Raw genomic sequence first — 24280 nt, 5'->3', positions numbered from 1 at the left:
TCGATGGCACGGGAAACCCGCTCAGCCGATTTCGATCGTGCGACTGGTGGGCCTGGCCGGCTCCGATTTCGGTACGGTCAACGTGAGAACACCGTTGTCGAACTTCGCCAGGGTGTGCTCAGGGTCGGCATTGTCCGGCATCGGGATCGTGCGTACGAAGCTTCCATGGGCGCGCTCCAGCCGGTAGCAACCGTTTTCTTCACTGCGCACGTCTTGCCTTTTCTCTCCGCGCAGTACGATTGCGCCATCCTCGACGCTCACCTTCAGATCTTCGCGCTCCATTCCGGGCAGCTCGGCGGTCACGCGCAGCACCGGGCCTTCATCGACGACGTCGATGCGCGGCTGGAAGCGCGATGAACTGAAGTCGCCAAACCATCGTTCGAGCGCGCCGTTGCCGGCGAACGGGTCATGAAGGAATTCCTCCATGGCGCGCCATGGTTCTCGTGAAAACAGTCGCGAAATGTCGGGCCACGACGCACGCCCCGGCTCGCCTGTCGGCGGACTGTCCGGGCCTTCCGGATCGGACTTGCGGGTGGCCCCGCGAAGGAACTTGAACGGGTTCCACTTTTTCGGATCGGCATTCATGGCGTCCTCCGATTGATCTCCAGTCTGTTTTGAGCCTGGCGTAGCCGTCCGGTGCGGACACGCGCGCCGTGATTCGCGTCACGGGGATCGTGCGGATCCGGAGCGCGTGTCCTCACCCATACGCCTGCGTCGACTCAGGCAGCGAAGCGTCGCTGATCCTGTTCTGCGTCGACGGAGGGGCGCGTGCTGCGCCTTGGCTCATGACGCGTCAGCGGGTCTTGATTTCGATGCGTCGTGGACGCGCTTCGTCGCGGCGCGGGATGGTCAGCTTCAGCACCCCGTCCTGAAGGCTCGCCTCGATCCTGGACGAGTCGAGATCCGCGGACAGCGTAAACGTGCGGGCGAAATGCGGCTCCCGAACCTCGGCATGCTGAAGCCGCAGATTGGCCGGCGTCGGCACCACGGCCTCGGCCTCGATCAGGAGGCTGCTGTCGTGAACCTTCACGTCCAGCTTGTCCTTCGTCACGCCGGGCAAATCGGCCCACAGCGTGACGCCTTGACTGTCCTCGTATACGTCGACGGCCGGCACGAGTGTCATCCGGCGCACGGCCTGTTCGGTATCGCGACGCGCAACGGCGGACGAGTCGCGTTCCGCCAGTTGGGTAGTGTCTTTCATGATCGGCTCCTTCTCTTACTGGACAGCGATGGCACGCGGCCGGGACGATTCACGCTTGCCAATGCTGATGGATAGACACCCGTTTTCGTAGTGCGCCTGCACCTTGTCGGGATCAGCGGCCTCGGGCAGCTCGATGACCCGCCGGAACGTTCCGGCAAAGCGCTCTTGCGCATAGGTGCGCCGCTCACCCCCGGTGTCGCGTTGTGCCGATTTGCGTTCGCCGCCAATGGTCAGCAGTCCCTTGTCGATCGACACATCGAGCGCGGCGGCGTCGACGCCGGGCGCGAACGCGACGATCTCGATTGAATCGTCTGTCGCACCGATATTGATCTGAGGGAACGTGCCGAAACGGCTCGCGCGAATGCTGGACGGGAAACCGCCGAAGCGTTGCGCCATCTGTTGCTGCAGGCGGTCGAACTCGCTGAAGAGGTCGGTTCCGAAATAGAGATCGCTCATGATCTTATCCTCCTGGCTTGTCGCAGCATGGAGGCGAACGGGCCTACGCGCTCCAGTTCGCCTGCCGGACTGCATGGCAAACAAATCGAAACACGCAGCGCGCGGAATGAAGCGCCCCGCGCGTCTGCCTGAGCGAAACTTAAGATAGGAATTCTGCGGAGAATTTCAAGGGGGAAACCGCCATTTTTTGCCCTTGAAATTGTCGCGCTGGACCCTATCATCGCGGCGAATCGGTACTGCGTTACGGAGGGCGCCATGGAATTCGACACGGACTGGATTACGCTCGGCAGACACCGTATTCGGCTGCGTTCGACGAGGGGGTTTCCGACCGAGTCGATGCGCACCGTGGCGGAAGTCGTCCGACTTGCGATCGACAACAACATGAGTGCGCGGGCTCGACTCGTCGAGGTCGTCTGCCGGCAGGAAAAGACTTACGACGTCGTCGTGGGCACCACGATGGCGGAGGACAAGTTTTGTGCGCCGCAACTCGAAGCGGCCGTCGCGGTGGTGCTGGGCCTGTTGCCTGACCAGATCAACATCACGGTTACGCCCGTCACGCAAAAGGAGGTCGATCTGCACTTCGGCGTGTATGAGCGGATGCTGTCGGAGAAGCTGGGTACGACGTCGCCGATCCAATGATCGGCCGGGCCTGCACGGGGCGGGGCGATGCGGTGGCCTCCAGCCGGATCGCCCGTTGCGTCACCGTGCAGCGACCCGGTCGGGATCGATCTCCCGATGGAGGGCAGGCGGACCACGCGACAGGCAGCTGTCCCGCCGGACCAGCGTGACTCGAAACATCACGCAGAAACAAGCGTGAGGGGGAGCCTCGCGTGATCCACGAGGATCGAACCACCGCGCGTATCGGATGGCGACCGTATTGGACGGGTATGTGAATTGCTGAGGCCGTATCGGGAGGCCGCCATCATGAACGACCCTGAACCGCTCGAATTCGAGAAAACCGCGCCTAAGGCCGCCGGCCCGAACTGGCTACGTCGCCTTGGCCCCGGCTTGATTACCGGCGCGGCCGACGACGATCCGTCGGGCATTGGTACGTATTCGCAAGCCGGCGCGCAGTTCGGATTCGAATTGCTATGGACTCTCTTCCTGACCTACCCGCTCATGACGGCTATACAACTGGTGAGCGCGCGGATCGGGCGAGTGACCGGCAAGGGGCTTGCATCGAACATGCGGGCTCACTACCCGATGTGGCTGCTCTATAGCGCGGTCGTGCTGTTGATGATCGCCAACGTCATCAACATCGCCGCCGACCTGTCGGCGATGGGCGCCGCGGCCGGCTTGCTGTTCCCCGGGCCGCACCAGCTCTACGTGGTCGGGCTGGGTGGCCTGTCGGTCGTGCTTCAGGTGTTCGTTCCCTATGAACGGTACGCACGCCTTCTCAAGTGGACGGCGCTGATCCTGCTCGCTTATGTGGCGGTGGCGTTGATCGTCCCGATCCGGTGGAGCGAGGTGGGCCGTGCGATCGTATGGCCGCATATCGCGCTGACGTCGGACTACCTCACGACGGTCGTCGCTGTCCTCGGTACGACCATCAGCCCGTACCTGTTCTTCTGGCAGGCCTCGCAGGAAGTCGAGGAGCTGGAGTCCGCGCCGCGCGAGGGGCCGCTTCGCCGCGTTCCCCACCAGGCCCCGGCGCAACTGCGCCGAATCAGTTTCGATACCTGGCTGGGGATGGGCGTATCGAATGTCATTGCCTTCTTCATCGTGCTCACCGCGGCGGCTACGCTGCATGCGCACCACATCGAGGTCAAGACGTCGGCTGACGCCGCGCGGGCCCTTGCGCCGATCGCGGGCCGCTTCGCTTATATGCTGTTCGCGCTCGGGATCGTCGGCACCGGCCTGCTGGCGCTGCCGGTGCTCGCCGGATCGACCGCATACGCGGCGGCCGGCACATTCCGCTGGCGCAATAGCCTCGCCCTAAAGTTGACGCTCGCGCGGGAATTCTATGCGGTCATCGCACTGGCAACCGTGGGTGGCGTTGCCATCACGTTCATGCATTTCGATCCGATCCGGGCGTTGTATTGGAGCGCGGTGATCAACGGGGTAACGGCAGTTCCCATCATGGTCGTCATGATGCTGATGGCGCGGAGCAAGCGGGTCATGGGGGAGTTCGCCGTTGCGGGACCGCTTGCGTGGGGAGGGTGGCTTGCAACACTTGCAATGGCAATTGCAGCCGCGGGGATTTTTGTGCCGGGCTGAAGTCCGGCAGGCGGCTCGGGAGTCGCCAAAAAGCTCGATTGGCTCGGCGGTCTATTCCCGCCTGGCGGCCTCCGATGCGTGGCCGGTGCCGTTCGGTTTCGGTATTCGACATAGCCGATTCATTCGGCACCGGTCCTCGCCTGGAGCGTCAAAAGGACGAAGGGGCGCAGAGCGGTGACGCATGACCTTGGCGAGCGCCGAGGAAACTGAACTCGACGCGCTGCTGCTTGTCCATCACGAGTGGCTTGCGTCCATCGCTACCTTGAGGTGATGGAGCGGGCGGCCCGGGCACCGGCCGCTGCGGTGCAGGCGGCAAGCCATGCGATGGCGGCGGATTCGCCTCGCGCGCCGCGTCATCGCAGCGACATCTTTCTCGCGTAAATCTATGGCATTTCGCCAGTCGGCGAAGTACCGTTTTTCTCAAGGAATACCGACCATGGCGGCAAAACGCCTTCGCATCAACATGATTACTCGTCGCCAGTCGACGTTCGATGGCCGGCATCTCGACACCGAGGCGGCACGCCGCTTCGACGCGCACACGCAGGATGCGACTCCTGCTCGTCTGAAAGGCACGCCGGGCGCCGAGGCCGAATGGCTGCCGCGCGTGAAGGTCAGCGAACGATAATCCGGTGACGCCGGACGAGCCGCCGCGCGATAGCGGCGATCTCGCCGTCCGGCGGCTTTTTCAATGTCAGACCGGCTCATGGCCGGCGCGGCAAGGTTGGCGATAAACAAGCCCGCCGGCCAGCCGGACCGCGGCCACGACGCAACGAAACCGCGATGCGCATCCGTGCCGCCCGCTCCATCGACATCGGGGCCGAGCCGCCCCATTCACCGCCCACGCCAACGCCCTGGATGAAACGCAATACGGTGGGGATAACGGCGCCCTGGATGCCGATCGCTGCGGCAAGTCGGAACACATCGGTCAGCGGCCATGCGACCGAGGTGATCGACGGTGGGCCGACCGGGCCTGCTCGCCCTTTATGCGTCTTTCAACCAGGGCATTTCGACGGGTGACACGACCAGTTGCCGGAATTCGCGTTTCAGATCGAAGATGAACCCGACCAGGATCATGGAGTCGGCGTAAGGGATCGGAAAGACATGCGGATTTTCCGGCGTGCGCAGCGGGCGCTCGGGGCTGTCGACCGTCGCCGCGGCGTTCTCGCGAACGCTTTCCAGTTCGTCGGCCATGGCCGGGCCACTGATTTGCAGCACACGGCTACGCAGGTCACTGAAGGGCTCGATGCGCGCAGCGTCTTCGTGGTATTCGGGCACTTCGTAAACGAACCAGGACATTTTTCGTCTCCTGTGAGAAGGGGCGCTATTCTAACGCCGCGCGAGGATGCACCGAGCGTCGCGCGGCGGAATTCCTGGACTGGTTTGTGTCGTCAGCCCGAGGCGAGTGCCCCTCGCGAAATCTTGATCCTTTTCTCGTTGTACCTGCGTGACATCGAGCCTCCCGTTCACGAGCCCGGTTTATCCCGCTTGCCTGACCGCGGTAGACATGTACTGTTCGCGGACGGCCAGCCCTCCGTATGGCAGGTGGGACGCGGTGATCGTTGCTATGTAATCCGAATAGGCGTAGCTCACCCGTGCAACCGCCACGGGTTTGCCTATCAGCGTTTCCAGCGTCGTATCTCCCGACACGGATGTGGGTGCGCCGAGCACATCGTGCAGATTCCGCACGGCGATCTGCCAGCTCCGTCGCGTTTCATCGACGGACATGTCACGACGGTACACATTGATGGCCATCAACGTATGATCCGGCGCGAAACTGAACCATATTTCGCTCACGGGTGGGCCATTCGAGCCGAGCGATTTAGCTGGCACACCTCGACAGCGCAGGTAACGCAAGCCTCGGGTCAATTCGACGCACTGCGCGTTGTATCGCAACATTCTTTCCGACACTTCCGCCTCCGTACTGCGATCGAGCTGCAGGCCGAACGCAGGACGGTGGGCGGCCGCCGATACCCCTTTCTCCTGCAAAATCGCTTTGTTGCGAATCGACAGCACCGTTCGGGAGTCGACGGAATCCACCGGACACTTCACGCCCAGCTCGGTGAGGAGCCGTCGCCCTTGCGTCGTGTGCAACCCGCCGATCCCGGCAACACTCACGGAGAGTGCCGCAACGACCCACGCGATCACGTGGGTCCTTCGCAACGCCGTCAGCCCGTACATGATGTTGCAACCGTCGGGGGAAGATACACGGGGCCGCCGGGTGTGGCGCTGATGATGGTATTACGCAGGTTGAAGAGGGTGGGTACCGCACTGAACTGGAATTTTGTGCCGACCGGGATGCCGGCCGAGTTTTTCTCGGTGAGCGTGTACGTTCCATTGGTCGTCGACGTCAGTGCGGCAAAGTCCGCGGCCGGGAGCTTGCTTTGCAACGTCGCGACGAGATCCACCATGAACTGGTCGAACACGCAGCCTGGAACGCCGACGTCGTTATGGGCCGTCGTCATGTCCTGACACATCTCCGGCTGGGCGTCGATGTCGCCGGCCACCTTGACGGGGCCAGGGTAGGTGTACGGACCGCCGAGGAGCGCTTCAAACTGCAGCGTGAGACAGGCTTCAAGCCGCGCAGGGGTGTCATGGGCGGCACTGCTGTGGCTCGCATTACCGGATACGGCCGCAAAATAGGGCGCTTCGACCGGGTCGGCCAACAGGCCTGCGACCGCGGCATCAACCACGCCGGCCACCACGCCGGGGGCCGCCGAATCACCGCCGAGCGCGGTCCAGATGGCCAGATTCTCCGGATGTTGGGCTGCCACGGGCGCAATGTCGTCTCCGCCTCCGCAAGCACTGAGCGCGAACGGCGCCGCTGCGGCAACGACGATACCGATGAAAAGCTTCATGAGTTGTCTCCTCTGGATGCCATCGCGACGCCATTTCCCGAGGTGGGACACCGAGCACCTTGGCTGGATGACATACGCAGATACGGTGGCGGAGCGAGAGCGGATGCAGGGGCGGGTGAAGACGGGCAGGATTTTCGACACCCGTGCCGTTTCCTGGATCGCGGATCTGTTCGCGATGAAGGGGGCAACGGTACATCTGCATGGAACCTATGCATCCGACGGCGCTGTGGGCAATGATGAATGGCGTTATCAGCCTGATGTGGCGCGCCGACAGCCTTCGACTGGATGTCGATCACATCGACGATCTACTGCGTACCTCGATCTCATTGTTGACCGACGGTATCAAGAGGCGGGGCGATTGACGCGTTGACCCCGGACAAACCGGCGCCTGCAAAAACTTCAAGCAGTTCTCGACCGGTCCGTTGATCAGCCGCGACTCGGCCGTGATTGATTCCAGACGTCGGTGCTGACGCCGAAAGGCTGCGCTGACCGATCGATTCGGTTTTGCTATCACTTCATGCGAATTTCGGATTGTTCCGCTATTGCCGGGGCTTCAACATGGGCCCTGCAGAGGACATTCAATCCAGACGAGGAGACATTGCATGAAGTTGGTGCGCTTTGGTGTGCCGGGCGAGGAGCGACCCGGCGTCATTGACGGGGACGGTCGCATTCGCGATCTGTCGGGTCACGTGGACGACATCGCGTCGGACGCGCTCTCCGACGACAACCTGCGCCGCCTCGCGGCGCTCGATGCGGCGTCGCTTCCGCTCGCACCGGCCAGCGCCCGGATCGGCCCGTGTGTCGGCCGGGTCGGCAAGATGATTTGCGTCGGCCTGAACTATTCGGATCACGCCGCGGAATCGAACATGGCCGTCCCGACGGAGCCGGTACTGTTCATGAAGGCGACGAGCGCGATCGTCGGCGCGCATGACGAAGTCGAGATCCCCCCTGGTGCGGAGAAGGTCGACTGGGAAGTCGAACTGGGTGTCGTCATCGGTCGCGAGGCGCGCTATGTGTCGCGCGAACACGCACTGGAATACGTCGCCGGCTACTGCGTCGTCAATGATGTATCCGAGCGCGCGTACCAGCTGGAGCGCGGCGGGCAGTGGGACAAGGGCAAGGGATGCGACACGTTCGGCCCGCTCGGCCCATGGCTTGTCACGCGCGACGAGATTCCCGATCCCCAGTCGCTGCGCCTGTGGCTCGAGGTCGATGGCAAGCGCTACCAGGATGGCAGCACGCGGACGATGATCTTCGACGTCGCCACGCTCGTGTCCTATATCAGCCAGTTCATGAGCCTGCAGCCGGGGGACGTGATTTCCACCGGTACGCCGCCCGGCGTCGGGTTGGGTCAGAAGCCGGAGCCGGTCTTTCTGCGCGCGGGCCAGACCATGCGGCTCGGTATCGACGGACTTGGCGAGCAGCAGCAACGCACGGTTGCCGCACGTCTGCCGGAGGCACGATGAACCAGATCGAATTGAGCGGCCGAGTGGTCGTGATCACGGGCGGCGCGCGCGGCATCGGCTATGCGGTCGCGCAGCGGGCACTGCGCTCGGGCGCGGCGGTGTCGTTGTGGGACGTCGACGCGGAGCGGCTCGCGCGCAGCCAGCATGAACTGTCGGAACTCGGCACCGTATCGACCGTCGTCGTTGAACTAACCGACGAAGCGTCCGTCGACGCCGCGGCCGCGGCCACGTTCGAGCGGCACGGTGCGATCGACGTGCTGATCAACAGCGCCGGTATCACGGGGGGCAACGGCCTGACGTGGGAACTGCCGCCCGAGGTCTGGCGCCGCGTGATCGACGTGAACCTGATCGGCTCGTATCTGACGTGCCGCGCCGTGGTGCCGCACATGCTCGAGAAGGGCTACGGCCGCATCGTCAACATCGCATCGGTGGCCGGCAAGGAAGGCAATCCGAACGCATCGCACTACAGCGCTTCGAAGGCTGGCCTGATCGGCCTCACGAAATCCCTCGGCAAGGAACTGGCGACCCGCGGCATCCTCGTGAACGCGGTCACGCCCGCGGCAGCGAAGACCGAGATCTTCGACTCGATGTCCCGGCAGCATATCGACTACATGCTGTCGAAGATACCGATGAACCGCTTCCTGATGCCTGACGAGGCCGCGTCGCTGATCCTGTGGCTCGCGTCCGAGGATTGCGCGTTCAGCACCGGGGCCGTGTTCGACCTGTCGGGCGGTCGCGCCACCTATTGATCGACGGTAGCCGACCCGCGCCAAGCGGGTCGCACGATACAGGGCGGATCGACCGCCCGGACAAGGAGACACCACGATGAACGCGACGCAACCCGCTGTCGAGCAGGCGGTCGGCAGGGTCATGCGGAGGTTGCTGCCGTTCCTGTTGCTGATGTACGTCCTCGCATTTCTCGACCGGACGAATGTCGGCTTTGCCCAGCACGCGCTGCAACGCGATGCCGGCCTGTCCGATGCGGCATTCGCTTTTGGCGCAGGCGTGTTCTTCGTCGGCTACGCGCTGCTCGAGGTGCCGAGCAACCTCATCATGCATCGGGTCGGGGCACGAATCTGGATGTGCCGGATCATGGTCACGTGGGGGCTCGTGTCGGCGGGAATGGCATTCACGAACAGCGCAACCACGTTTTACGTATTGCGGTTCCTGCTAGGCGTTGCCGAAGCAGGGTTCTTCCCGGGGATCATTTATTACCTGACGAACTGGTTTCCGCAATCGGCACGGGCCCGCGCGATCGGCGTGTTCTATTTCGGTGCGCCGTTCGCGTTCATCTTCGGCGCGCCCTTGTCGGGGTGGTTGCTGGATCTGCACGGCGCATTCGGCCTGGCCGGTTGGCGCTGGATGTTCATCGTCGAGGGCGGGCTGGCGTCGCTGGTCGGCGTATGGGCGCTTCGCTATCTCGACGATGCGCCGGGCGACGCGCAATGGCTCGGTATGCCGGCTCGCCGCGTGCTGGTCGACGCGATCGAACAGGATGCGAAGGTCGCGATGCAACATGGCCCGCGCAGCGTGATGGCTGCGGTGACGAATGCGCGTGTGCTGGCCTATGCGGCGATCTATGCGTTGATCCAGATAAGCGTGTATGGCGTGATCTTCTTCCTGCCGCAACAAGTCGGCGCATTGCTCGGCCGACATGTCGGCTTCGAAGTCGGGCTGGTCACCGCAGTGCCGTGGCTGTGCGCGCTCGGCGCCGCGTGGTGGATACCGCGCCTGGCGGAACGCTCGAGCGGACATCGGAAGTGGGCGATCGTCATGCTCGTGTGTGCCGCCGCCGGCATTGCGCTGTCGGGCATTGCACCTGCGCCGCTCGTCGCGCTCGCCGGGCTGTGCGCGGCCGCGAGCGGTTTCATTGCCGCCCAGCCGCTGTTCTGGACGTTTCCCGCGCGCGACCTGACCGGGGCGGCCGCCGCGGGCGGCATCGCGCTCATCAATTCACTCGGCAGCCTGGGCGGATTCATCGCACCGACACTGCGCGCATGGGCCGACCGCTGGTTCGGTGCAGGCGCGGCCGGGCTGCAGGTGCTCGCGCTTGCCAGCTTGCTGGCAGCGTTGCTGATTGCGGTCATCGTGCCGCGTCGATCCGTCGGCCTTGCCGCCGAACCATTCAAACCGCCTGTCCAGCGCATGCGGTAACCCAGCCAAAACATTCGGAGCTTATTCTTCATGGCCATGCCCACCATCAAGCATGTGCGTGCGTTCACCGTTCGCGGCGGCGGCGCGGATTATCACGATCAGGACGACGGACACTGGATCGACGACCACATCGCCACGCCGATGTCGCGTTACCCGGAATACCGTGAGAGCCGACGGTCGTTCGGCATCAACGTCCTCGGCACGCTCGTGGTCGAGATCGAAGCGAGCGACGGCAGCGTGGGCTTCGCGGTCACGACGGGCGGCGAAATCGGTGCGTTCATCGTCGAAAAGCATCTCGCGCGTTTCCTCGAAGGCCGGAGCGTGACCGACATCGAGACGATGTGGGACCAGATGTATTACGCGACGCTCTACTACGGACGCAAGGGCGTCGTGCTCAATACGATCTCCGGCGTCGATCTCGCGTTGTGGGATCTGCTCGGCAAGGTGCGTGGCGAACCGGTCTATCAGCTGCTTGGCGGCCCGGTTCGCGACGAGCTGGTGTTCTACGCGACCGGCGCGCGTCCGGATCTCGCCAAGCAGATGGGCTTCATCGGCGGCAAGATGCCGTTGCAGCACGGTCCGGCCGAGAACGAGGAAGGGCTCCGTAAGAACCTGGAGAAACTCGCCGACATGCGCAACCGCGTCGGCGACGACTTCTGGCTGATGTTCGACTGCTGGATGAGCCTCGACGTGCGCTATGCGACGCGTCTCGCCAACGCCGCTCATGAATACGGCCTGAAGTGGATCGAAGAATGCCTGCCGCCCGACGACTACTGGGGCTATGCGGAACTGCGGCGCAACGTGCCGCGCGGCATGATGGTGTCGACGGGCGAGCACGAGGCGACCCGTTGGGGCTTCCGCATGCTGCTCGAAATGGGATGTTGCGACCTGATCCAGCCTGACGTCGGCTGGTGCGGCGGGATCACCGAGCTCATCAAGATCTCGGCGCTGGCGGACGCGCACAACGTGATGGTGGTGCCGCACGGTTCATCGGTGTACAGCTACCATTTCGTCGTGACGCGCCACAATTCGCCGTTCGCGGAATTCCTGATGATGGCACCGAAGGCGGACGAAGTCGTACCGATGTTCACGCCGCTGTTGCTCGATGAGCCGGTCCCGGTCAACGGGCGGATGAAGGTGCCGGACCGGCCGGGATTCGGCGTGCGGCTCAATCCCGAATGCGCGCTGGTTCGTCCGTACACGCATTGAACGCAACGAGGAGAAACAAGGTGCTGCTCGAAGACAAGGTCGTCATCGTCACTGGGGGCTCGCGCGGCATCGGCCGGGCTATCGCCGTCGCCAGCGCGCGTGAAGGCGCGGACGTGGTCGTCAATTACTGGGGCGACAACGACGCGTCGTATGGGCGGCGCTCCGCCATTGCCGAGGTCGTCGCCGAAGTCGAGCGCGCGGGTCGTCGCGCGATTGCAATCGAGGGCAATGTCGCGCTGCCGCAAACCGGCATCGACCTGGTTCGCCATGCGGTAGACGCGTTCGGCAAGGTCGACGTGCTGGCCAGCAACGCCGGCATCTGTCCGTTTCACGCATTTCTCGACATGCCTCCGTCGGTCCTGGAGCGCACGATCGGCGTCAACCTGAACGGTGCGTTCTATGTGACGCAGGCGGTCGCACGCCAGATGAAGGAACAGGGAACGGGGGGCGCGATCGTCGCAACCAGTTCGATCAGCGCGCTCGTGGGGGGCGGCATGCAGACGCATTACACGCCGACGAAGGCCGGTGTGCATTCGTTGATGCAGTCGTGCGCGATCGCGCTCGGCCCGTACGGCATTCGCTGCAATTCCGTGATGCCGGGGACGATCGCGACCGATCTGAACGCAGCGGATCTCGAGGACGAAGACAAGCGGCGCTATTTCGAGAAGCGCATCCCGCTCGGCCGGCTGGGCCAGCCCGAGGACGTGGCCGATTGCGTGGTGTTCCTCGCGTCCGACCGGGCGCGCTACGTGACGGGGGCCGCGCTACTGGTCGATGGCGGGATGTTCGTGAACCTGCAGTGAGCGAGGGGCCGCCTTCGCGGCCCGCGTGATCAGTTCGCGACCGGTTGCGAGAAGCGGCGAAGCAGCGCGATGAAGTGAACCGCGGGCTCGGCCAGCGGTTCCTCCTTGCGCGTGAGGATCCCGTAGCCGGGCAGGCTCTTGCCGATTTCGATCGGAAGTGCGACGAGCAGCTTCGCACGCACGTGGTCGCGCACGACCGATTCGGGAAGCATCGCGACCGCGTCGTACGTTCCGACCAGTTGCAGCGTCGCGAAGATCGAGCCGCATTCCGTGACGTTGGCGGGCGTCGACAGGTTTGCGCGGGCAAACTCCTCTTCCAGGATCGCGCGCGCGGGGCTCGTGACCGGTTGCGCGATCCAGGGCCATGCGACGAGTTCGTCGAGCGACACGCGGGACACGCCGGCGAGCGGGTGTCGGGCACGTACGACGAGCACGAGCGTCTCGCGTGCGAGCGGTTCGAAGCTGAAGTCGTTGTGCTGGAGCGATGCGGTCAGTCGGCCCAGTGCAAGGTCGACGTCGCGTCGGTAGAGGAGCTGAACGATCTGATCGCTGGTCTCGCCGAGGATCCGCATGCTGAGGAGTGGGCGCTCGGTTTTCAGTGCGGCGACGGCGAGTGCCAGTACGTCGGGTGCGGCGCCCATGATCGCGCCGACCGTGAGCTGGCCGTGCCCGCCGCGGCGCTTCGCATCGAGATCCTCGGCGAAGCGGGTCAGGTCGGACAGTGCGCGGCGAGCGTAGGTGAGCACGACCTCTCCCAGCGCGGTAGGAGACATGCCGCGGGCGTTGCGCTCGAACAGCCGGAAACCGAACGCGTCCTCGATATCGCCCAGCATGCGGCTCGCGCTCGGTTGCGCGACGTTGATTTCGTCCGCGGCCTGATGGAGGTTGCGCGTATCGTCGAGCGCCACGAGGAGCCCGAGGTGCTTGAACTTCAGGCGGTTGACGAGCGAGACGGTGACGTCGTGCGGACTCATGTGAGGAATGCGATTCGGTTTGTGGATCGCCCAATCACGAATACGGATTGGTTTGTTATCAGTGGCGGAATTATAGTCGCTGCCATACGCCACTGGCGCACAAAAAACGGCATGACACGACGGAGATTCAAACATGGAGACGATCGCCTTCCGGATGGTGCTGAATCCCGGGCAGAGCGAGGAGTACAGGCGCCGCCACCGGGAGATCTGGCCCGAGCTGGTCGAGACGCTTCACGAGGCCGGCATTCGCGATTACTGGATTTTTCTCGACGACGCGACCAACCATCTGTTTGCCGTGCTGAAGCGCGAACGCGATCACCGGATGGACCAACTCGTGACCGACGACGTCATGCGCAAATGGTGGGGCTTCATGGCCGACATCATGGCCACCGGTTCGGACGGCGCGCCGGCACAGAAGCCGCTGGTCCCGATGTTCTATCTTCCCTGACCCGCACACGGAGACACCGCATGCAAGTCATCGATCCCCATGTGCACTTCTGGTCGCTGGGTACGCACCACTACCCGTGGCTCGAGCATCCGAAAACGTCGTTCGTCGGCGATGCGCTGCTGTTGAAGCACGACTACCTGCCCGGTGATCTGTTGAGCGATGCCGGCGAGATCGAGATCGTGAAGATCGTGCACGTCGAAGCCAATCACGATCCGGCCGACCCGGTCGAGGAGACGCGCTGGCTGCAGACGCTCGCCGATGCAGGCGACGGACGGGCTGCCGGATGGCCGAACGGCATCGTCGCCGCGGCGGATCTGAGCGTACCGGATGTCGAGGCAACGCTGGCCGGACATGCTGCGTTCGCAAACGTACGCGGCATTCGCCAGATCCTCAACGTGCATGACAACCCGCTGTACGGCTATGTTCAGCGGCATTACCTGCGCGACCCGGTCTGGCGGAAAAACTTCGGACTGCTTGCGCGATACGGCCTGTCGTTCGACTTGCAGCTCTACCCATCGCAGATGGACGAGGCGGCGCAGCTGGCGCGGGCGCATCCAGACATCCAGATCGTGCTGAACCACGCCGGAATGTTCGTCGATCGCGACAGCCCCGCCGGTTATCGCGCGTGGCGCGAGGGCCTGAAAACGCTGGCTGCGTGCCCGAACGTGGCGGTCAAGATCAGCGGGCTGGCGATGTTCGATCATCACTGGACCGTGGAAAGCCTGCGTCCGTATGTGCTCGAGACGCTGGATACCTTCGGCGTCGAGCGCGCGATGTTCGCGTCGAACTTTCCGGTCGACAGGCTGTTCGGCTCGTACGACGCGTTGTGGCAAGCGTATGCGCGCATCGTCGCAGGCGCGAGCGATGACGAGCGGCGGCAGCTGTTCGTCGCCAACGCCGAGTGCATCTATCGCATCTAGCGGTGCCAGCGGCCGCGGCAATGGCTGGCGGCCGCACAACGACAATATCGACGGAGACAACAGTGCAGACATCCTCAAGCGGCACGACCGTGCCGCGGTTGGCGCTCAGCGGCGCCAGCAAGTCGTTCGGCGCGGTGCGCGCGCTGATCGACGGCAACCTCACGATGATGCCGGGCGAAGTGCACGCGCTGCTCGGCGAAAACGGCGCAGGCAAATCGACGCTCGTGAAGATTCTCGCGGGCGTCCATGCGCCCGACACGGGCACGCTGTCCATCGACGGGACCGAGCGGCGGTTTTCGTCGCCGGCCGATGCGCGCGATGCCGGCATCGCGGTGATTTATCAGGAGCCGACGCTTTTCTTCGATCTGTCGATCGCGGAAAACATCTACATGGGACGGCAGCCCGTCGACCGGTTCGGGCGCATCGATTACGACACGATGCATCGGGAAGTGGCCGAGCTGCTCGTATCGCTGGGCGTGAACCTGAAACCGCAGCAGTTGGTGCGCGGCCTGTCGATTGCGGACCAGCAGGTCATCGAGATCGCGAAGGCGCTGTCGGTCGACGCGAACGTGCTGATCATGGACGAGCCCACCGCCGCGCTGTCGCTGCCCGAAGTCGAGCGGCTGTTCGCGATCGTGCGGACGCTGCGCGAGCGGGGCGCGGCGATTCTATTCATCACGCACCGTCTGGAGGAAGTGTTCGCGTTGACGCAGCACCTGACGATCATGCGGGACGGCGCGAAGGTTTTCGACGCGCGCACGTCGGACATGACCACGGCCGACATCGTCGCGAAGATGGTGGGACGTGACCTGGAGACGTTCTATCCGAAAGCGCAGGTCGAGCCGGGCGACGTGAAGCTCGCGGTTCGAGGGCTCACGCGCATCGGTGTATTCAAGGACGTGACGTTCGATGTCCGCGCCGGTGAAATCGTCGCGCTGGCTGGTCTGGTGGGTGCTGGCCGCAGCGAGGTGGCGCGGGCGATCTTCGGCATCGACCCGCTCGATTCGGGCGAGATCCGCGTGGCGGGCAAGGTGCTCTCGGCCGGGCAGCCCGGGCGGGCGATCGAGGCCGGGCTCGCGATGGTGCCGGAAGACCGGCGCCAGCAGGGGCTCGCACTGGAACTCAGCATCGCGCGCAACGCGTCGATGACGGTGCTCGGTCGCCTGACACGGTTCGGTTTGATTTCCGCAGCGCGTGAAGCGGTGCTTGCGCACGAGTGGGGCGCCCGCTTGCGCCTGAAAGCGAGCGACCTGACGTTGCCGGTCGGCACATTGTCTGGCGGCAATCAGCAGAAGGTGGTGCTCGGCAAGTGGCTGGCGACCGGTCCGAAGGTGCTGATCATCGACGAGCCGACGCGCGGCATCGATGTCGGCGCGAAGGCGGAAGTGTATGGGGCGCTGTCCGAGCTGGTCAGGGACGGCATGGCGGTACTGATGATTTCGAGCGAGCTGCCGGAAGTGCTCGGCATGGCCGACCGCGTGCTCGTGATGCACGAAGGCCGCATCCGCGCGGAGATTCCGCGGGCGCTCGCGACTGAGGAGCGAATCATGCGGGCCGCGCTCGGGCAAGACGATATCGAACTGGGACGGGCGGCATGACGAGCGGAACGAACGCGATGAATCGAACCGAGCGCATCCCGACGCGTGGAACACTGGCTGGCGGATTGTCTGCCGTCGTGAAGCGACGCGAGGCGACATTGTTCGTCGTCCTGGTGGCGCTGATCGCATGCACGGCGCTTGCCCGTCCGCAGTTTCTCAGCATGCAGAATCTGCGGGATGTGCTGCTCAACGTGTCGATTGTCGGCTTGCTGACCGCAGGCATGACGGTCGTGATGCTGATGCGGCACATCGATCTGTCGATCGGCTCGGTGGTCGGCATCAGCGCGTATGGCGTCGGCGCTCTCTATGTCGCGTATCCGGCCATGCCGGTGCCCGTCGCGCTGGCGGCGGGGCTCGCCATCGGGTTGGCGGCAGGCGCGATCAATGCCAGTCTGGTCGCCATCGGCCGGGTCCCGTCGTTGGTCGCGACGCTGTCGACGCTCTACATCTTTCGTGGCGCCGATTACGCGTGGGTCCACGGCGGACAGATCAACGCAACGAGCCTGCCCGACGCGTTCTCGCGGCTTGCGACCGGTTCGGTCCTGGGCATTCCGGTCCTGGCGCTGGTTGCCGCTGTCGTTCTCGCCGGGCTGTCGGTCTATCTGAAGCAGTTTCGTGCGGGGCGCGAACATTACGCGATCGGTTCCAATCCGGAGGCGGCGCGGCTGGCCGGCATCCGGGTCGATCGGCGCGTCATGACCGGCTTCATGATCTCCGGCGCGATCGCGGGCTTCGCCGGCGCACTTTGGCTGGCACGCTTCGGCACGGTCGATGCCAGTACGGGCAAGGGCATCGAACTGCAGGTGGTTGCGGCAGCCGTCGTCGGCAGCGTGGCCATCAATGGCGGCGTCGGCACGATCCTGGGCGCGACGCTTGGCGCGGTCGTGCTCGGTGTCATCAGCATCGCGCTCGCGGTGCTTCACGTTTCGCCCTTCTGGGAGCAGGCAATCCAGGGCGCGCTGATCGTGGCGGCCGTCGCCACCGATACGCTGCTCGCCCGCTCCATCGCAAAACGCATGATGAGGAAACGCGACCATGGTTAATCGATCCACCCCGGTTTCGGCCCACCGATCCGCGGCTGTCCTGACCTGGGAAGTCCTGCTGGCCGTCATCCTCGCAGCGTCGCTGGTGATGGCGCGCGTCCTGTCGCCGGTCTTTCTCGACGCGGCCAACCTGACCAACATCCTGCTCGACATCGCCGAGATCTCGTTGATGGCGATGACGATGACGCTGATCGTCGTGACGGGCGAGATCGACCTGTCGGTGGCGTCGATCCTCGGTGCATCGAGCGCGCTGATGGGCGCGCTCTGGCATCTCGGCTTGCCGATGCCGGTCGTCATCGTTCTGGTGCTCGCTGGCGGCGCGCTTGCGGGGTTCTTCAATGGCTGGGTGATCGTTCGCTTCGAACTCCCGTCACTCGCGGTGACCATCGGGACGCTCGCGCTGTTTCGCGGCCTCGCGTACGTGCTGCTCGGCGACCAGGCGATTGCGGATTTTCCGGCGGCTTACACGTCGTTCGGGATGAATACGGTAGGTGCGACGTTCATTCCCGAGCCGTTCGTCATCGTCATCGTCGCTGCCGTGCTGTTTACCGTTTTGCTACAGGCGACGGCGTTTGGTCGCAGCCTCTATGCAATTGGGTCCAACAACCAGGCGGCCGCTTTTTCGGGCATCGATGTCAAGAAGACGAAGCTGAAGTTGTTCGTGTTGTCGGGCGTGATGAGCGCGATCGCGGGCATCGTCTACACGCTTCGTTTCACGAGTGCGCGCGGCGACAACGGCGAGGGTTTCGAGTTGGCTGTCATCGCCGCGGTGTTGTTCGGCGGCGTGAGCATCTTCGGCGGACGCGGTTCGTTGTACGGCGTGCTGCTGTCGCTGCTGATCGTCGGCGTCCTGAAGAACGCGCTCACGCTCGTCGACGTGTCGAGCGAGACCCTGACGATCGTCACCGGCGTGTTGCTGCTGTCTTCCGTGCTGATCCCGAATCTTGTCGCGGGCTGGCGGGCGCGCAGAGCGCGACGCGCGATCGCGCATTGAACGGCACCGTGTACCGAGTGTGAACCCAACGCATATCAACAACGCCGGCCGAGCGGCCCGGCGATTCATAGGAGACGTAGCATGATCAAGACACTGCGCATGGCGACGACCGTCGCGGTTTGCAGCCTGTTGTTCGGAATCGGGAGTGCTGCCGGTGCAACCGGTGTGAAGGACGGCCTGAAGATCGCGTTCGTGCCGAAGCAGATCAACAACCCGTACGAGGTCATTGCCGACGAAGGCGGGATGGCGGCCATCAAGGAGTTCAAGGGCGACGGAAAGGTGGTCGGCCCGTCGGACGCCGGCGCGTCGTCGCAGGTGCAGTATGTCAATACGCTGATTACGCAGCGACAGAATGCGATCGTGATCGCGGCAAACGATCCCAACGCGGTCGTGCCGTATCTGAAGCGCGCGATGTCGCAGGGCATCAAGGTCGTCACGTTCGATTCCGACACGGCGGCGGACGGCCGCAATGTTTTCGTGAACCAGGCCAATGCCGAGAGCATCGGCCGCGGACAGATCCAGCTCGTCGCGAAGCTGATGGGCGGGGAGGGCGAGTTCGCGATTCTGTCGGCAACGCCGAATGCCACCAACCAGAACACCTGGATCAAGTGGATGCAGGAGGAACTGAAGAAGCCGGAATACGCGAAGATGAAGCTCGTCAAGATCGCATACGGCAATGACGACGACCAGAAATCGTTTGTCGAAACCCAGGGTCTGCTGCAGGCCTATCCGAACCTGAAGGCGATCGTGTCGCCGACCTCCGTCGGTATCGCCGCCGCCGCGCGCTATATCTCGACGTCGTCGAGCAAGGGCAAGGTGGCGGTGACAGGGCTCGGCACGCCGAACCAGATGCGCGCCTTCGTGAAGAACGGTACGGTCAAGGCGTTCCAGCTCTGGGATCCGGGCCAACTCGGCTACCTCGCCGCCTATGCGGCCGCCAATCTCGCATCGGGTGCGATCTCGGGCAAGGAAGGCGAGAGTTTCGAGGCCGGCAAGCTCGGCAAGCGCACGATCGGCAAGAGCGGAGAAGTGATCCTCGGGCCGCCCACGACGTTCGATGCGTCCAACATCGACCAATTCAACTTCTGATCCCCAGCTCCGGGCCCCCGCCTGATGTCCGGGCGGGGTGTCTCGCGCGACACGGCTCGCGAATCCCGTTTTGCGCATTCGCGGCTACGCCGCGCACGTCGCGAGCCGGTCGCGCGTTCAACGCAGCCTCTTCGAACTATCAGGCAAATATGAACAGACAGGCGCTGTTTCCAGGCGTGCGCGGATGGGTCGTTGCCGTGTCGGTCTGGGTATTCGGTACCGCGTGCGTGATGGCGCAAACCACGGATGGCGAGTTGATTCGTCCGGTTCGCGTCGTGAGTACGGTGGGTAACGTGGCCAACGCCGACGCGCTGACCACGGGCGGCTCGACGACTTTGACGATGGCGCCGGGCGGCCCGTCGCCGACCATCACGTTGGACTACGGGCGCGTAGTCGGTGGTCTGCCGGTGTTCGCGGTCAGCGCGGTGTCCGGGCGTCCCGCGCTGCAGGCGGTCTATGCGGAGGCCCAACAGTACCTCGGCGCGAATGGAGACGGCTCCTATCCGGACGGCGCCGAGTTCAACGTGTCTTTCGTCGGCAATGGCGGGGCAGTGAGCCTGTCGCGCGTGAACACGTATCGGCCGAGCGGCCCAGGGCTGATCGTGAGTCGCCTGGTCCAGGGCGGCGAGCGCTTTCAGGTCATTCGGCTGACTCAGCCGGGTAGCGTGACGCTGTCTCGCGTGGGTATCCGTCCGCTCGTCCCCACACCCCAAAGGCGCGCCGGCTATTTCGCGTCCAGCGATCCGGCGTTGAACGAGATCTGGGATCTGGGTGCGCGCACGGTCGAGCTGGGTACGGTTCCGGCACGCAGCTTGCCGTCTACCTGGACCGTCACGCCTCAAGGCCTGATCGTCAAGGACAGCACATTCTCGATCTACCAGGCCGGGACGAAGTGGTCCGGCTACACCGCGGAGTTCGACGTCCAGGTGCTGGAGAACGAGGCAGGCTGGATGGTCGGCGCGAGCCCGAGCGGTGGATTCCGGCTGGTGCTTGCCGCGAGTGACGATGCAATCGGTCCCCCGAATACGCTTCGGCTCACGCATCCGTTCGTGGCGGGCACGCTGGCCCAGGTCGCGTTGCCGTTCGAACTCAAGCGTGGCACGTGGCATCACGTGAAGACCGTAGCAGGAAGCGCCGTGCAGGTTTACGTCGACGACCGGCTCGTGCTCGATGCACCGATACCTTCACCGGGCTCGTTCGGCTTCGCGGGATACGACGGCAGCGCAGGGCTGTTCCGCAACCTGAAGATTACCGGGGGCGGGGGTACGTTGCTCGATGCGACGCTGACGGATCCGGCTGTCCTCGATGCCTTCGCCGCGGGAACGAACCGCTTTGCCGCAATTCTCGATGGTGCGAAGCGTGACCGGTACGTCTGGAGTGGCGACCTGGCCGTGAGCGCGCCTGCGATTTACTACTCGACCGGTGCCACCGACGCCGTTGCCGGTTCCCTGGGGCTGGCTGCCGCCTATCAGCGTTCGAATGGCATGTTCCCCGGCGATCTTCCGCCGCAACTTGCGGCCGGCGTGGCGAGCGCGGATGCAATGCCCGATGCGTACTATTATTCGCTATCCTATTCGATCTATTTCCTGACGACCCTGTCCGACTACTACCTGTACACGGGCGATCTCGATTTCGTGCGCAAGCATTGGGCCGCCGTTCGCCGTTCGTTCGACTACTTGCGCGGGCTGACCAATGCGAATGGCCTGATCGTGACGGATGCGTCGAATTCGGCGGACTGGCACCCGCATGATGCGTCGAAATTGACCGGCACGGTGACGGAGTTCAACACCCTGTATTACGGTGCGCTCCGTGGCGGGGCGAAGCTAGCTGCGGCCGTGGGCGACCTTGGCGCCCAGCGCGACTACGACGCGCAGGCAGCCCGCGTGCGCGGGGCGGTCAACGCGACGCTCTACGATTCCGGTAGCGGTCTGTACGTCATCAGCGACCAGATTCGCGGTCCGGTCGCCCAGGACGCGAATGCGTTGGCGGTGCTTTATGGGATTGCGCCGCGGGACAAGTGGGCGCCGATTCTCGGCAAGATGGGCACTGCGCTTTCCACGGCCAACGGGCCGCTCGCATTTTCGCCGGATTACCGGACGCCGCCGCTTCTCAGCCAGCTCATCAGCCCGTTTGTTTCCAGTTTCGACGTTGCGGCGCGTTTCGAAGCCGGCGATGCGGGGGGCGCACTGTCGATCGTTCGTACCGTCTGGGGGCATATGCGCTCGGGCAGTCCCTACTACAGCGGTGCGACCTGGGAAGCGATTGCGCCCGACGGCACGCCCGTTCCGCCTGCCGACGCGGGCAATACCTACGCAAGCCTCGCGCACGGCTGGTCGTCGGGGCCGACGTCGGCATTGTCGAAATACGTACTCGGCGTGCGGCCACTCTCGGCGGGGTACCGGTCGTGGCTCGTCGAACCCCAGCCGGGCGACTTGCGCTGGGCGCGCGGGAGGGTACCGACGCCTTGCGGCGCAATCGATGTCGAGTGGCGGATTTCGGGAGTCGACTTCGACCTGACGGTCGTCGTGCCGCCTGGCACGACCGGGGCGATTGGCGTTCCGGTTGGAGAGGGGCGTCGTACGCTGGTCGTCAACGGGCGCACCGTGCAAGCCGACGCGTCGTTTGGCGGCGTGCAGGGCGTCAATCGTCGGAGCGGCTACGCTTATCTCGGCAATTTGCCGGCCGGACGCTACCGGGTTTCGGTTGGCAAACCTGGCTAAGCCGGAATCGGCTCAGGGACGCGTGACGCTTCGAAAAAGTGCCGCGCGTGTCGCCGAGTCGTTGGTCATCCCGAAACCAAACGATGACGGGGCGGGATTCATACGGCAATTCGGAGTGGGTCATGTGCGTAGCCTGAGAAGGTGCGTGGGCGATTTGAACGGGATCGGCGGTAAAACCGGCTTGCGGGGCTCCCGCCTCTATCCGGCAGGGGCGTCGTTCATGTCGTCTGCGCCGATTGGCGCAGGAGAATGGTCCGCTACGCCATCCCAATGGCTTGCAATCGCCAGCGCGGCCGGCAAGATGAACGCCCAGCCGGTTGCGATAACGACGAGCGCTGCAGCCGGATCCTTGAAATGAACGGCGCCCAGCGCCGCACCGGCGCGAAAGGACGCCGGGCCTGCGATTGCGCCGACGAGCGCCGAGATGAGCGGTCGCGCTCGAAGCCAGTGCAGCACGGTATTGAGTTGAATCGCGAACAGCGCCCACAGCCCCGCGAGCCAGTACGGCGCTGTCCCTTCGAGAAAAACGCCGTTCGGGTACACGAGCAGGCCGGAATGGGCAACGGCGCTGTCCCATAACCACCCGAACACCGTGACCGTGATCACGATCCGCGCCTCGGATGTGGGTCGACGCGCGAAGAGAAGATGGCCGGCTGTCGCGATCAGCGCATACGTGACGCCCCACGCGGCGTGATGCGCTGCGGCCGTCATCACGCAGACCAGCCATCCTGTTTGGGTCGTCGCGAGATAGATGGACAGGCGAGCGGCATTAGAATTCTGCGTTTTGGACGTCAGTTGATTGGGAGTGCTTCTCATGACCGTTCGTGCGGGATCGGCAACGGCATGCTCGCCATGCCGCCCGGTCGAGGTTGCATCGCGGGGAAAGCGGCAGGTAGAACGTTCATGGCAGGCGGCTCTCACTATCGTCGACGAGCGGATCCACCACCGCACGATTGCTACGCAGGGAGCGATAGTCGGCGTTCCGCGTTGATTCACTTATCCATTCCACATACGGCTCTCCATTGCGGACGGATGCACTTGCGCAGGGAAGATCGGGCTGTCGTTAAGGGGGCGGATGCCGTGCGATGCATGCATCCGTTTGCGCGTAGGCCCCGTAAACGACATACAAGGCGGCGGATGCGGCCGGAATCGTCGGGGATGGGGATATTCATGAACATGAAAGCCGGACTTGTCGTCCTGTCGGTGCTGCTCGCGGCCGGTCTCCTCGCCGCGTGTAGCCCGGTGCGGCTCCTGAATGCGCTGACGCCGAGCTACACGTTCAGCCTGTTCGCCGGTATCCCGTACGGATCCGGCGAACGCCACGTGCTCGACGTCTACTTGCCCACGCGCGTCTTGCGTCACTGGCCGGCCGATGCGAGCGCGGGCGCGCCGGTGGTCGTGTTCTTTTACGGCGGAAGCTGGCAGTCCGGCGAACGCAACGACTATCTGTTCGTGGGCGAGGCGCTCGCGTCGCGGGGCTTTGTTGCCGTCTTACCCGACTACAGGACGTATCCGGCGACCACCTTTCCCGGTTTCATCGACGATGCGGCGCAGGCGGTGGCGTGGGCACGCGAGCACGCGGTTGCGTTCGGCGGCGATCCACGTCGCCTGTTTCTGATGGGGCATTCTGCCGGCGCACAGATTGCCGTGTTGCTTGCGACCGACGGCCACTATCTTGCGGCACGGGAGATGCGCAAGAGCGATATCGCTGGCGTGATCGGCCTGGCCGGGGCTTATGATTTCCTGCCGCTGCGTGACGCGACGCTTGAAAGGATCTTTCCGGAGGAAGCGCGCGCCGCGAGCCAGCCCATTCGATTCATCGAGGGTACGGAGCCGCCGATGTGGCTGGCCGTCGCGGAGAACGACACGGTGGTCGAGCCCGGCAATACCACCCGCTTCGCGCGCGCGCTGCAAGACAGGGGCGATACCGTCGTGGTCATGCGTTACGGGAACGTGAGCCATGCATCGATCGTCGGTGTGCTGGGCGCGCCGTTGCGACGCGTGGCGCCCGTGCTCGACGATCTCTCCGCGTTCGTGGATCGCGTCGCGAATGCGTCGAATGCCGACACCACGAGCACGCCGCCAACATCGCCTGCCGCAGTGGCTCGCGCTTCCGTTTCGGCTCGGTGATCG

25 protein-coding genes and 1 pseudogene are annotated in these 24280 nt (G+C 64.3%); 17 read left to right on the top strand and 9 right to left on the bottom strand.

Annotation, left to right across the window (positions count from 1 at the left end):
* Positions 1-21: 21 nt before the first annotated feature.
* The 3 genes from CFB39_RS33430 to CFB39_RS33420 form a co-directional block, all read right to left on the bottom strand.
* Entirely contained in the window at positions 22-585 is a 564-nt protein-coding gene (locus CFB39_RS33430) for an Hsp20/alpha crystallin family protein (RefSeq protein ID WP_089476167.1), read from the bottom strand.
* Positions 586-793: 208 nt separating this feature from the next.
* Positions 794-1201, bottom strand: a complete 408-nt coding sequence (locus CFB39_RS33425) for an Hsp20/alpha crystallin family protein (protein ID WP_089476166.1) — start codon at positions 1199-1201, stop codon at positions 794-796.
* Between the two features lie 15 nt (positions 1202-1216).
* Entirely contained in the window at positions 1217-1657 is a 441-nt protein-coding gene (locus CFB39_RS33420) for an Hsp20/alpha crystallin family protein (protein WP_089433695.1), read from the bottom strand.
* A 255-nt stretch (positions 1658-1912) separates the two neighbouring features.
* Between CFB39_RS33420 and CFB39_RS33415 the strand changes: the two genes are divergently transcribed.
* The 3 genes from CFB39_RS33415 to CFB39_RS33405 all read left to right on the top strand — a co-directional run bounded on the left by CFB39_RS33415 (position 1913) and on the right by CFB39_RS33405 (position 4499).
* On the top strand, positions 1913-2296 hold the full coding sequence (locus CFB39_RS33415) for a hypothetical protein (RefSeq protein ID WP_089429691.1): 384 nt from the start codon (positions 1913-1915) through the stop codon (positions 2294-2296).
* Positions 2297-2581: 285 nt separating this feature from the next.
* Complete coding sequence (locus CFB39_RS33410) at positions 2582-3874, top strand: NRAMP family divalent metal transporter (protein WP_089476515.1); 1293 nt, start codon at positions 2582-2584, stop codon at positions 3872-3874.
* 385 nt (positions 3875-4259) lie between these two features.
* Complete coding sequence (locus CFB39_RS33405; protein ID WP_256941368.1) at positions 4260-4499, top strand: hypothetical protein; 240 nt, start codon at positions 4260-4262, stop codon at positions 4497-4499.
* 74 nt (positions 4500-4573) lie between these two features.
* Here CFB39_RS33405 and CFB39_RS41000 read toward each other — a convergent pair.
* The 4 genes and pseudogenes from CFB39_RS41000 to CFB39_RS33385 all read right to left on the bottom strand — a co-directional run.
* Positions 4574-4779 (bottom strand): annotated as a pseudogene (locus tag CFB39_RS41000) (MFS transporter); the annotation flags it as partial.
* Positions 4780-4855: 76 nt separating this feature from the next.
* Positions 4856-5170: a hypothetical protein gene (locus CFB39_RS33395; protein ID WP_046546935.1), complete on the bottom strand. Its 315-nt coding sequence runs from the start codon at positions 5168-5170 to the stop codon at positions 4856-4858.
* Between the two features lie 180 nt (positions 5171-5350).
* Entirely contained in the window at positions 5351-6052 is a 702-nt protein-coding gene (locus CFB39_RS33390; RefSeq protein WP_089476165.1) for a hypothetical protein, read from the bottom strand.
* Positions 6040-6729: a hypothetical protein gene (locus CFB39_RS33385; RefSeq protein WP_089476164.1), complete on the bottom strand. Its 690-nt coding sequence runs from the start codon at positions 6727-6729 to the stop codon at positions 6040-6042. The genes CFB39_RS33390 and CFB39_RS33385 overlap by 13 nt, the downstream gene beginning before the upstream one ends.
* Positions 6730-6929: 200 nt before the next feature.
* On the opposite strand from CFB39_RS33385, the gene CFB39_RS33380 reads away from it, so the two are divergent.
* From CFB39_RS33380 to CFB39_RS33355, 6 genes are all read left to right on the top strand, one after another.
* Positions 6930-7091: a hypothetical protein gene (locus CFB39_RS33380; RefSeq protein WP_256991512.1), complete on the top strand. Its 162-nt coding sequence runs from the start codon at positions 6930-6932 to the stop codon at positions 7089-7091.
* A gap of 240 nt (positions 7092-7331) precedes the next feature.
* Positions 7332-8195, top strand: a complete 864-nt coding sequence (locus CFB39_RS33375; RefSeq protein ID WP_089476163.1) for a fumarylacetoacetate hydrolase family protein — start codon at positions 7332-7334, stop codon at positions 8193-8195.
* Positions 8192-8944 (top strand): SDR family NAD(P)-dependent oxidoreductase, encoded by a 753-nt coding sequence (locus tag CFB39_RS33370; RefSeq protein ID WP_089476162.1) that lies wholly within the window; start codon positions 8192-8194, stop codon positions 8942-8944. The genes CFB39_RS33375 and CFB39_RS33370 overlap by 4 nt, the downstream gene beginning before the upstream one ends.
* Before the next feature lie 76 nt (positions 8945-9020).
* A complete protein-coding gene (locus CFB39_RS33365; protein ID WP_089476161.1) occupies positions 9021-10349 on the top strand; it encodes an MFS transporter in 1329 nt (442 codons plus the stop codon).
* A 30-nt stretch (positions 10350-10379) separates the two neighbouring features.
* Positions 10380-11558 carry an L-rhamnonate dehydratase gene (rhmD, locus tag CFB39_RS33360; RefSeq protein WP_089476160.1) on the top strand — a complete coding sequence of 393 codons (1179 nt, stop codon included), beginning with the start codon at positions 10380-10382 and terminating at the stop codon, positions 11556-11558.
* Between the two features lie 20 nt (positions 11559-11578).
* Positions 11579-12361 (top strand): SDR family NAD(P)-dependent oxidoreductase, encoded by a 783-nt coding sequence (locus CFB39_RS33355; protein WP_012363568.1) that lies wholly within the window; start codon positions 11579-11581, stop codon positions 12359-12361.
* Between the two features lie 29 nt (positions 12362-12390).
* On the opposite strand, the gene CFB39_RS33350 is transcribed toward CFB39_RS33355, so the two are convergent.
* Positions 12391-13335 (bottom strand): LysR family transcriptional regulator, encoded by a 945-nt coding sequence (locus CFB39_RS33350; protein WP_089476159.1) that lies wholly within the window; start codon positions 13333-13335, stop codon positions 12391-12393.
* A 133-nt stretch (positions 13336-13468) separates the two neighbouring features.
* Between CFB39_RS33350 and rhaM the strand changes: the two genes are divergently transcribed.
* The 7 genes from rhaM to CFB39_RS33315 all read left to right on the top strand — a co-directional run bounded on the left by rhaM (position 13469) and on the right by CFB39_RS33315 (position 22147).
* Complete coding sequence (gene rhaM / locus CFB39_RS33345; protein ID WP_089476158.1) at positions 13469-13783, top strand: L-rhamnose mutarotase; 315 nt, start codon at positions 13469-13471, stop codon at positions 13781-13783.
* 20 nt (positions 13784-13803) lie between these two features.
* The gene (locus CFB39_RS33340) at positions 13804-14703 is read left to right on the top strand and encodes an amidohydrolase (RefSeq protein ID WP_089476157.1); all 900 of its coding nucleotides are present in this window, start codon (positions 13804-13806) and stop codon (positions 14701-14703) included.
* Between the two features lie 20 nt (positions 14704-14723).
* Entirely contained in the window at positions 14724-16301 is a 1578-nt protein-coding gene (locus tag CFB39_RS33335) for a sugar ABC transporter ATP-binding protein (RefSeq protein ID WP_256991511.1), read from the top strand.
* Positions 16302-16318: 17 nt separating this feature from the next.
* Positions 16319-17344, top strand: a complete 1026-nt coding sequence (locus CFB39_RS33330; RefSeq protein WP_241022725.1) for an ABC transporter permease — start codon at positions 16319-16321, stop codon at positions 17342-17344.
* A complete protein-coding gene (locus CFB39_RS33325; protein ID WP_089476154.1) occupies positions 17337-18338 on the top strand; it encodes an ABC transporter permease in 1002 nt (333 codons plus the stop codon). Before CFB39_RS33330 ends, CFB39_RS33325 begins: the two co-directional genes overlap by 8 nt.
* A gap of 81 nt (positions 18339-18419) precedes the next feature.
* Positions 18420-19427 (top strand): rhamnose ABC transporter substrate-binding protein, encoded by a 1008-nt coding sequence (rhaS, locus tag CFB39_RS33320; protein WP_089476153.1) that lies wholly within the window; start codon positions 18420-18422, stop codon positions 19425-19427.
* 149 nt (positions 19428-19576) lie between these two features.
* Complete coding sequence (locus CFB39_RS33315; RefSeq protein WP_089476152.1) at positions 19577-22147, top strand: alpha-L-rhamnosidase C-terminal domain-containing protein; 2571 nt, start codon at positions 19577-19579, stop codon at positions 22145-22147.
* 198 nt (positions 22148-22345) lie between these two features.
* Here CFB39_RS33315 and CFB39_RS33310 read toward each other — a convergent pair whose 3' ends face one another.
* Positions 22346-22963 (bottom strand): DUF2878 domain-containing protein, encoded by a 618-nt coding sequence (locus tag CFB39_RS33310; protein WP_089476151.1) that lies wholly within the window; start codon positions 22961-22963, stop codon positions 22346-22348.
* A gap of 354 nt (positions 22964-23317) precedes the next feature.
* Here CFB39_RS33310 and CFB39_RS33305 point away from each other — a divergent pair, with 354 nt between their 5' ends.
* On the top strand, positions 23318-24277 hold the full coding sequence (locus CFB39_RS33305; RefSeq protein WP_089476150.1) for an alpha/beta hydrolase: 960 nt from the start codon (positions 23318-23320) through the stop codon (positions 24275-24277).
* The last annotated feature ends 3 nt before the right edge of the window (positions 24278-24280 follow it).

Origin of the sequence: Burkholderia sp. AU6039, assembly GCF_002223365.1 — a bacterium.
Taxonomy (GTDB): domain Bacteria; phylum Pseudomonadota; class Gammaproteobacteria; order Burkholderiales; family Burkholderiaceae; genus Burkholderia.
Note: the sequence above shows the minus strand (reverse complement) of the source record. Positions and strands in the feature narration are given on the sequence as shown.